The sequence below is a fragment of the Synechococcus sp. RedBA-s genome (assembly GCF_024345495.1).
Classification (GTDB): domain Bacteria; phylum Cyanobacteriota; class Cyanobacteriia; order PCC-6307; family Cyanobiaceae; genus Regnicoccus_A.
Genome location: NZ_JAGQBF010000059.1, coordinates 1 through 6,750 on the forward strand (window position 1 = coordinate 1; position 6,750 = coordinate 6,750).

Here is a 6,750-nt window from a genome sequence, read left to right on the forward strand (position 1 = left end):
CACGATGGAGCCGGGTCTGGGGATCCACTGGGGATTGGATTGGTTTCGCAGCCCCAAGCTCCCATGGCTCCCTGCCCACCCCATTGACTGAGACGCATGCTGTTGCAAGGGTTCTCAGACTTGTGTCGGGCAGTCAGGCTATTGAGAGCCTCCACTTGAGGCCGTGATCACTTGCCAGCACGGCTTGCTGCTGGCCTTGCGAACTGGCAGCTGAGCGGGACTGATTCACTCAGCCACAGTTGCCTTCATACACAGTCCCAAGAGAGGCACCGAAGGCCTTGAGGCTGAAGTTCTGATCGTGTCTCAGGCTGCGCGCCAGTGGTGTGAGCTGGGAGGTTGTTGAAGTGAACCGCCTTGAGTCCGGCATGGTCCCGGGTTTGCCGTCTCGGCCGACCCAATCGAGAAGCCCATGGCGAACAAGGGCACCGAATAACTCAGCGGTGTGCCGATTGCCGAAGCCAACCGCTGCGTCCACCTCGCTGGGTGTCGAGCCTGCGTCCTCGACCAAGGCGAGAACCTCGAGCGCATCAAAGCTGAGGGTCTGGAAGAACAGTCGTCCGGTCATCCAGGTCGGCCAGCTCTTGGATGGGGGGAGTGCTGTGTTCTCGCCATTCTGCTGCAACTTCTGCGAGATGGCAATTAAGATCTCGGGAAAGCGTTCAGCAACAGCCACCTTCCCGGCAAAATCAACCGGCTAGAGTTGAGTATCATGATGAACAGTCTTATGCGGATCCTCCCATTCAGCCTTAGGCATCGCTTCGTGCCATGAGTAAGCAACGCAAAACCATAGACTCTGAACTCGCAGCTTGGATTAATAAGCAGCGTGTTTTCTTCGTCGCGACTGCGCCGCTGTCTCCCACCGGCCACATCAACGCATCGCCCAAGGGTGGCGAGGCGTTCCGCATGCTCGGGCCGCTAGAGGTAGCTTATCAAGACTACACGGGCAGCGGTGCCGAGACCGCTGCACACCTCCGCGAAAACGGTCGCATCATGATTATGTTTTGTGCCTTCGACGGCCCTCCCAAGATTGTCCGACTCCACGGGCATGGCACCGTTATTACTCCCAGCGACGACAGATTCCCGGAGTATTCTTCACGGTTCCCGGCCAACCCTGGTACTCGTGCTTTCGTTCACGTAGCAGTTCATCGTGTCTCTGATTCTTGCGGCTATTCGGTGCCTCTTTACGACTTTCGCAGCCATCGCGACACGCTCGACCGATGGGCTGCCAACAAAGGCTCGGAGAAACTTAAGTCCTACCGCGCCGCCAACAACCAAAACAGCATTGATGGTCTTCCTGCATTCAACAGCGACGCCTAACCATGTGCTGCAGGGCACGGCTCGGCCCTCGCTTAGCTTGGGGTTAACCGGACCAATCTGCTCGGCTGAGCGAAACTGTGTATACACCCACAGTTGTCTTTATGCATTGCCCCAAGAGAGGCCCCGAAGGTCCAGATTCTTAGCAGCAGGATCGGCTCCCTTTCAGTGCAACCCTAGCCTTGCGTCAGCTTCGCAATGAGGGCCTCAGTCAACTCCCGACGCAGAGATGATCGGGTCATGCTTCCGTCCCCATGGTCGTGCCTGAATCCGCCACCGAAGCGCTCCGCTGGGCCTTGACCCTGCTGCTGCCTCTGCTCCTCGGTGTGCTGCTCACCTGGCTGCTCCCAGGCGCTGGGATGACGACGCGGACTCGGAGCTGGCTGAGAGGGTTGCAGGTGCTTGGGCTCTTGCTTGCTCTGATCGGTGTGATCACGCCACTGGTGCTGTTCCCCGTGGCGGTCGTGCTGATGTTCTGCGCGATCTTCAGCGGACTGCTTCAGATCCTCAGCCAGTTCACGGCAACTTTCTCCTGTCCCGAACTGCCACTAGCGGCTCAGGCCGATGTCTTGATCCAGCCTGGGCTGGCACTGTGGGTGTTCGCCACGGCACTGCGCTGGTTGTCGAGGCGGAAACTGCTGCAACGAAGGCTGCCAGGGCAGCCAGTCTCGGAGCCTCAAGACCAGATCAAACCGTTGGAGTGATGTCAACCTGCCCATCACTGAACGATCGCCTGCAGCACCGCGCCCAGCCACAGCGGGGTGAAGCTTTCGCACTCTTCTTGGCGGTCCGGTGTAGGCCTTATCCTATTCTTGTTTCTCACACTCTCTGCGACAGTTTCGGTATAGATATTCAACGGCATCTTCGACTTTGAGCTTGAGAAGTCAGTTTTGACCATAGAATTGAGCGTCCACAAAATTACAATTAAGAAACATCTGAAAAACTCGCTAAAATCAATCCAGATCCAAAACTGAGACTGGAACGGATGGCCGCCCCCCTCCAGCTGGGCTTCACGTACTGCGAGCAGATCTACACCAAAAAGAGGACGCGTCGCCAGCGCTTCTTGGATGAGATGGAGATCACGGTTCCCTAGGAGGCGTTTCTGGCCTTGATTGCGCCCGTGTATCACAAGCCGTCCAGTAAAGGAGGTCGTCCGCCGATTCCTTTGGAGGTGATGCTGCGCATCCACCTGCTGCAGCAGTGGTTCACGCTTTCAGACCCCCTGATGGAGGAGATGCTGATCGACACGCCCTGGTTCCGCCGCTTCGTAGGGATCGAGACGATGGAGGGCAGAATCCCCGACGAAACTACGATTCTCAACTTCCGCCATCTGCTGGAGGAGCATCGGATCGCGGAGCAGATCCTCGAGGGTATGAATCAGATGCTGAGTGATTGGGGAGTGATGTTGAGGGAAGGCAGGATCCTTGATGCCACGATCATCAATGCCCCCAGCTCCGCCCTCACCGAGGCCGCAGGCCGAGCGTGGCGGAGCCACTAGAGCAAGCGCAAGGAGAGGGATCCTGAAATGCACTCAGTGGCCAAGGGCAAGCAGTGGTTCTTTGGGATGCGCTGCCACATCGGAGAGACGCCGCATCTGGCCTGGTCCTCTCCGTTGAGAGCACTGCAGCCAACGTGCATGGGCGTTCCGGGAACCAGAGCTCGGTATAAGGCCGCCGCCGGTCCGCTCTGGATCGCTTGTTCCAGTGACCTGTCCATCAGTCAGGCCTGGTGCATTGCCTAAGGTCAAGGATGGCGTTCTTCAACTGCTCCTGCCGTTGCTCTGATGGCCCGACCAATTCGATCAGCCGTGGCGCCTGCTCTCTCGGCATGACATCGAAGCGACCATCGCGATAGATCTCCTTGAAGATCGCGTCCACTTCGTCGCGGTATGCATGATCAACAGGGCGGATACCGTCTTCCTCCATGGCCACGGGCCAGGCCTCAGATTTCGGTACAAAAGCCAGAATGTCGAGATGATCCAGCGACTCCATCACGGCGGGCACCATCGAGGCCACAAAGGCGTCGTCGATGTCGGTGGTTCCCTGATTTGCGGTGTATTGCGAATAGGCAAGATAATCGACCGGAGCTCGATCGAAAATCACATCATCAGACATGCTCGAGTATCGATGGATGCGAGAGATGTTGTAGTACATCTGAATCCCGTTCTGAAGCCTGGTTGATGCTTCGCGGAACTTAATCTCATAAGGACCGAAGAGGCCCAGGGCGCGGAAGGGTTCTTCTTCCCTAAGGTAACCAGGATGGGCGGCGACCCATTCGCTGACCACGGTGGATTTACCCAGAGAGTGAGATCCGGAAATTGCGATACGCATGGGACGCGATGTCTTATATCATTCTACTCCCCTATTGTACGCACATTAGCCTCGAACGAGTTGCGACGATGCAATGAACAACGAAGGGCAGTGGTGGACAGCGGAAGGTATAGGGGGATACAGTTCTTGTTTCAGTCCAGCTTCTACCTTGCAATACCATTACAAGGTCAAGGTGCCTCATGCTCTTTACCGTCGCTACCTTACTCTCCATTAGTGCCCACACTCCCCCCCATGACGGAATGCTGCATGTCGGCGAGAATGGAAGCCATAGGCAGCAGCAACTGGTAGCTCAAGGTTTCAGCGGCTTGGGTACGGATACATTCTGTTATGCGAACAACATTAAGCTCACCAGCAACTGTGGGGGTGCCGGAGGGCCTGATCTTAGTTGCAGCCCGTTCAACTACCGACCGTTTCAGTTCAATTTTCAAAATCAAACACCGAATCCTTGCAGTGGGGATCCTTACACAGAAATTGTGGCCGGAGCAGCACTGAATCCAAGACAAGGCGCAAGGGCCTGGACCAGTTATCCAAATCGATCAGACTATTGGGTCTTTCACAACTGCGATGGTGCAGGGATTCAACCCGACTGCCTTGGTGATATCAAATACATAGAACGATTCGAGGGCTATAATAAGCCTGGCACGGAAGTGGTCTGTGATGGCAAGGATGGATCCAGGAATCACTGCTCGATGGTCCATCCATCCACAAGAACTGTCTTTGACAAATTCAAGTATTGGGGAGGCTGGTATGGATTTGGTAAAATTGGTACGAACGACTGCCAGGCTGGCAAGAGCCGAAGCTGGAATTTAGATGTTTGCAACAAAATCCTCAGTATTAATGGTGGCAAGCACCCCTACGAAGGAACAGGTGCTACGGCTTTATTCAGCTTTATGCTTTATCCGTGGGTTTGCAATTCCGATCAGGCGATGCAGAACAGCAACTTCTCCTCGCCCACCCTGGAAGAGTCCGGAACAAAACAAGGCTGGAAATGCTATGTCGACAATGAGCCATTGACTGACGGCAATGATAATCCAGGCTGGCCACCATTGATTGAGATTTATTTCTTTGCACTCTATAAGACTACCGATGGCAAGGATCAGCTTAAATTTGATAAGTATATGGTTTCAAACAAGAATTATCCCGAGCTTATTGGCAAGGCCTACGAAATCTATCCATGCAATCCCGGGGATGGCAGCAATTGCCCATGGTGAATAGAAATCATTGGAAGTTATGTTCCAATTAGGTGCACTTGACAGTTTGGAATGACTTATTTATTTGGCTTGTCAAACTTTAGTTGAAAACACTATACCTGTTCCTATTTAGCTCTGCAGAAGAGCATTCCCTCAAGCCTGAATGAATACTGGTAATGGGCTGAAACAAAAATCAACCAGATCTCAACCCATAAAAATAGACACAGCTCTTGAGATTTGCTTTAATCTAATAAGTTTGTTTGATCATGAACCCTCCGTTCCTGTTTCTTTGCCCGAGATGTGTACGCAAATGTCCAGGCGATCAATCCAACTGTGATCCCGTTGAAAATGAAAGGTGTGATCATCAAGACTTGTGGTGGGGACAGGGTCGAAACCATGATGACTCGAAGTACAAACTCACCAACCCACCCAAGGCCCCAGGCAAGGGTAATTACTCGAAATAATATTTGGGTCTCCGTATTGTCCCAGATCGCATTGTAGGCTTCGAAAGTCATTGAATTGTGACTCGTATTGAATTGACGGCCAACATAGAAGAGGATCGGTCGCGGTGCTAACAGTGACAGCAAGCACACTATCCCGAGCACACCCGTTACCATTGATTCGCGAATGAGCATAACCTTTGGATCGCCACCAATCGCTGCTGCCAGGATGCTTACTCCTATTCCTGTCAGTACAATCGTTCCAATCATGTCAAATTGACGTCGACGAATTATGCCAACAATTCCATTCGCCGCTGGGAAAATAGCGCCAATGCCAAGGGCTGTAACCTGTGAAATATCCTGCAGATACTTTGTCAGGATGATATAGCTTGCCGCGGGTAGCAATCCGTCGATCACGAGGCTTGGAATCAGATGGCGCAACAGATCTTTATGAGACCCTGCTGAAGATGTTTTCATTCGAAAAAGATTTTCACGCTGTCGCCAGTGCGAGGGCAATAGGTGTCTTCCTGCATAACTTTTTTCTATTGGTGGCGCATGACAGTATACTGTTAAATTGCGTCAGTCCTGCGTGGAAGAGCATTTCCTTCCCTGCCAGATTTCTTGATGGACAAGGCAACACTTCCAATAGACAGGACCTTGAGACATTGTCAAAAAAATGTTTCATCGGGAGAAAAGTGACGTTTGGGCACCTCGAAAATTTTCCCATTGCGCCCCAGCGAGATAGGGCCAATCCAGTAGCTGCAATGCTTCTCACGTTGCGTGGTTGGCCAGATTCGGGATTTTTCGAGGTGCCCGTTTGAAGGAGCCTCATCTCTCTTCACATCGTAATCTGCAGGGCCAGTATCCACTCACCATTGTTGACACACCCATCTAATGCTGTCAAGCATCGGCACAATCCAGCGAAGCAGTGGCCTGGCTATGGGGCTCCCCCGGTTTTGAGGATAAATCCATAGGGGTCACGCCATGATTACTAGGAGGCAGTTGCACGAATCCGCCCGGCCTCGCAGGCGTAAGTAGGCCGGGCGGCCTCAGGTCGGCGGATGATTCGCCTACTCCTGGACTTCGCGGTTTGAGGAGTGCTGATTTCAGGGCCAGATGCAGGAGTCTGGGTCCCCTGGCCCCCTTAGGAGTTCGCTAAAAAACTCGGCCAGCTCTGCGAAAATGGATCAACTGCACAGACGTTGATGCGAGGCCAACAGGAGCGCAGCGGCTCCTTGTTCTCCTACGTCTCGATCGAGGAGCGGATCCCGAGCAGCCATCCGCTACGGCGGATCCGCAAACTGGCGGACCAGGCTCTTGATCGGCTCAATCCCACGTTCTGCAGGCTGTACGCCTCAGAAGGACGACCATCGGTTCCACCGGAGCAACTGCTGCTGGCCTCGCTGCTCAGGCGTTCTATGGGATCCGCTCCGAGAGGCTGCTGCTGGAGCAGCTCCACTCCAACCTGCTGTTCCG

Annotated in this window: 8 protein-coding genes and 1 pseudogene; 5 read left to right on the top strand and 4 right to left on the bottom strand. The window is 53.8% G+C overall.

Going from position 1 to position 6,750, the window contains the following annotated elements:
* Positions 1-229: 229 nt before the first annotated feature.
* The gene (locus KBY67_RS14535) at positions 230-673 is read right to left on the bottom strand and encodes a hypothetical protein (protein WP_255111802.1); all 444 of its coding nucleotides are present in this window, start codon (positions 671-673) and stop codon (positions 230-232) included.
* Between the two features lie 92 nt (positions 674-765).
* Between KBY67_RS14535 and KBY67_RS14540 the strand changes: the two genes are divergently transcribed.
* Positions 766-1,317: a pyridoxamine 5'-phosphate oxidase family protein gene (locus tag KBY67_RS14540; RefSeq protein WP_255111804.1), complete on the top strand. Its 552-nt coding sequence runs from the start codon at positions 766-768 to the stop codon at positions 1,315-1,317.
* 251 nt (positions 1,318-1,568) lie between these two features.
* Positions 1,569-2,018 (top strand): hypothetical protein, encoded by a 450-nt coding sequence (locus KBY67_RS14545; RefSeq protein WP_255111805.1) that lies wholly within the window; start codon positions 1,569-1,571, stop codon positions 2,016-2,018.
* A 14-nt stretch (positions 2,019-2,032) separates the two neighbouring features.
* Here the strand turns inward: KBY67_RS14545 and KBY67_RS14550 are convergent, their stop codons facing one another.
* A complete protein-coding gene (locus tag KBY67_RS14550; protein ID WP_255111806.1) occupies positions 2,033-2,503 on the bottom strand; it encodes a hypothetical protein in 471 nt (156 codons plus the stop codon).
* On the opposite strand from KBY67_RS14550, the gene KBY67_RS14555 reads away from it, so the two are divergent.
* Entirely contained in the window at positions 2,489-2,812 is a 324-nt protein-coding gene (locus tag KBY67_RS14555) for a transposase (protein WP_255111807.1), read from the top strand. The genes KBY67_RS14550 and KBY67_RS14555 overlap by 15 nt on opposite strands.
* A gap of 217 nt (positions 2,813-3,029) precedes the next feature.
* On the opposite strand, the gene KBY67_RS14560 is transcribed toward KBY67_RS14555, so the two are convergent.
* The gene (locus KBY67_RS14560; RefSeq protein ID WP_255111808.1) at positions 3,030-3,644 is read right to left on the bottom strand and encodes an AAA family ATPase; all 615 of its coding nucleotides are present in this window, start codon (positions 3,642-3,644) and stop codon (positions 3,030-3,032) included.
* A gap of 179 nt (positions 3,645-3,823) precedes the next feature.
* On the opposite strand from KBY67_RS14560, the gene KBY67_RS14565 reads away from it, so the two are divergent.
* The gene (locus KBY67_RS14565) at positions 3,824-4,855 is read left to right on the top strand and encodes a hypothetical protein (RefSeq protein WP_255111810.1); all 1,032 of its coding nucleotides are present in this window, start codon (positions 3,824-3,826) and stop codon (positions 4,853-4,855) included.
* Positions 4,856-5,076: 221 nt separating this feature from the next.
* Here the strand turns inward: KBY67_RS14565 and KBY67_RS14570 are convergent, their stop codons facing one another.
* Complete coding sequence (locus tag KBY67_RS14570) at positions 5,077-5,751, bottom strand: VC0807 family protein (RefSeq protein ID WP_255111811.1); 675 nt, start codon at positions 5,749-5,751, stop codon at positions 5,077-5,079.
* A gap of 728 nt (positions 5,752-6,479) precedes the next feature.
* On the opposite strand from KBY67_RS14570, the pseudogene KBY67_RS14575 reads away from it, so the two are divergent.
* Positions 6,480-6,750, top strand: a pseudogene (locus KBY67_RS14575) (transposase); the annotation flags it as partial.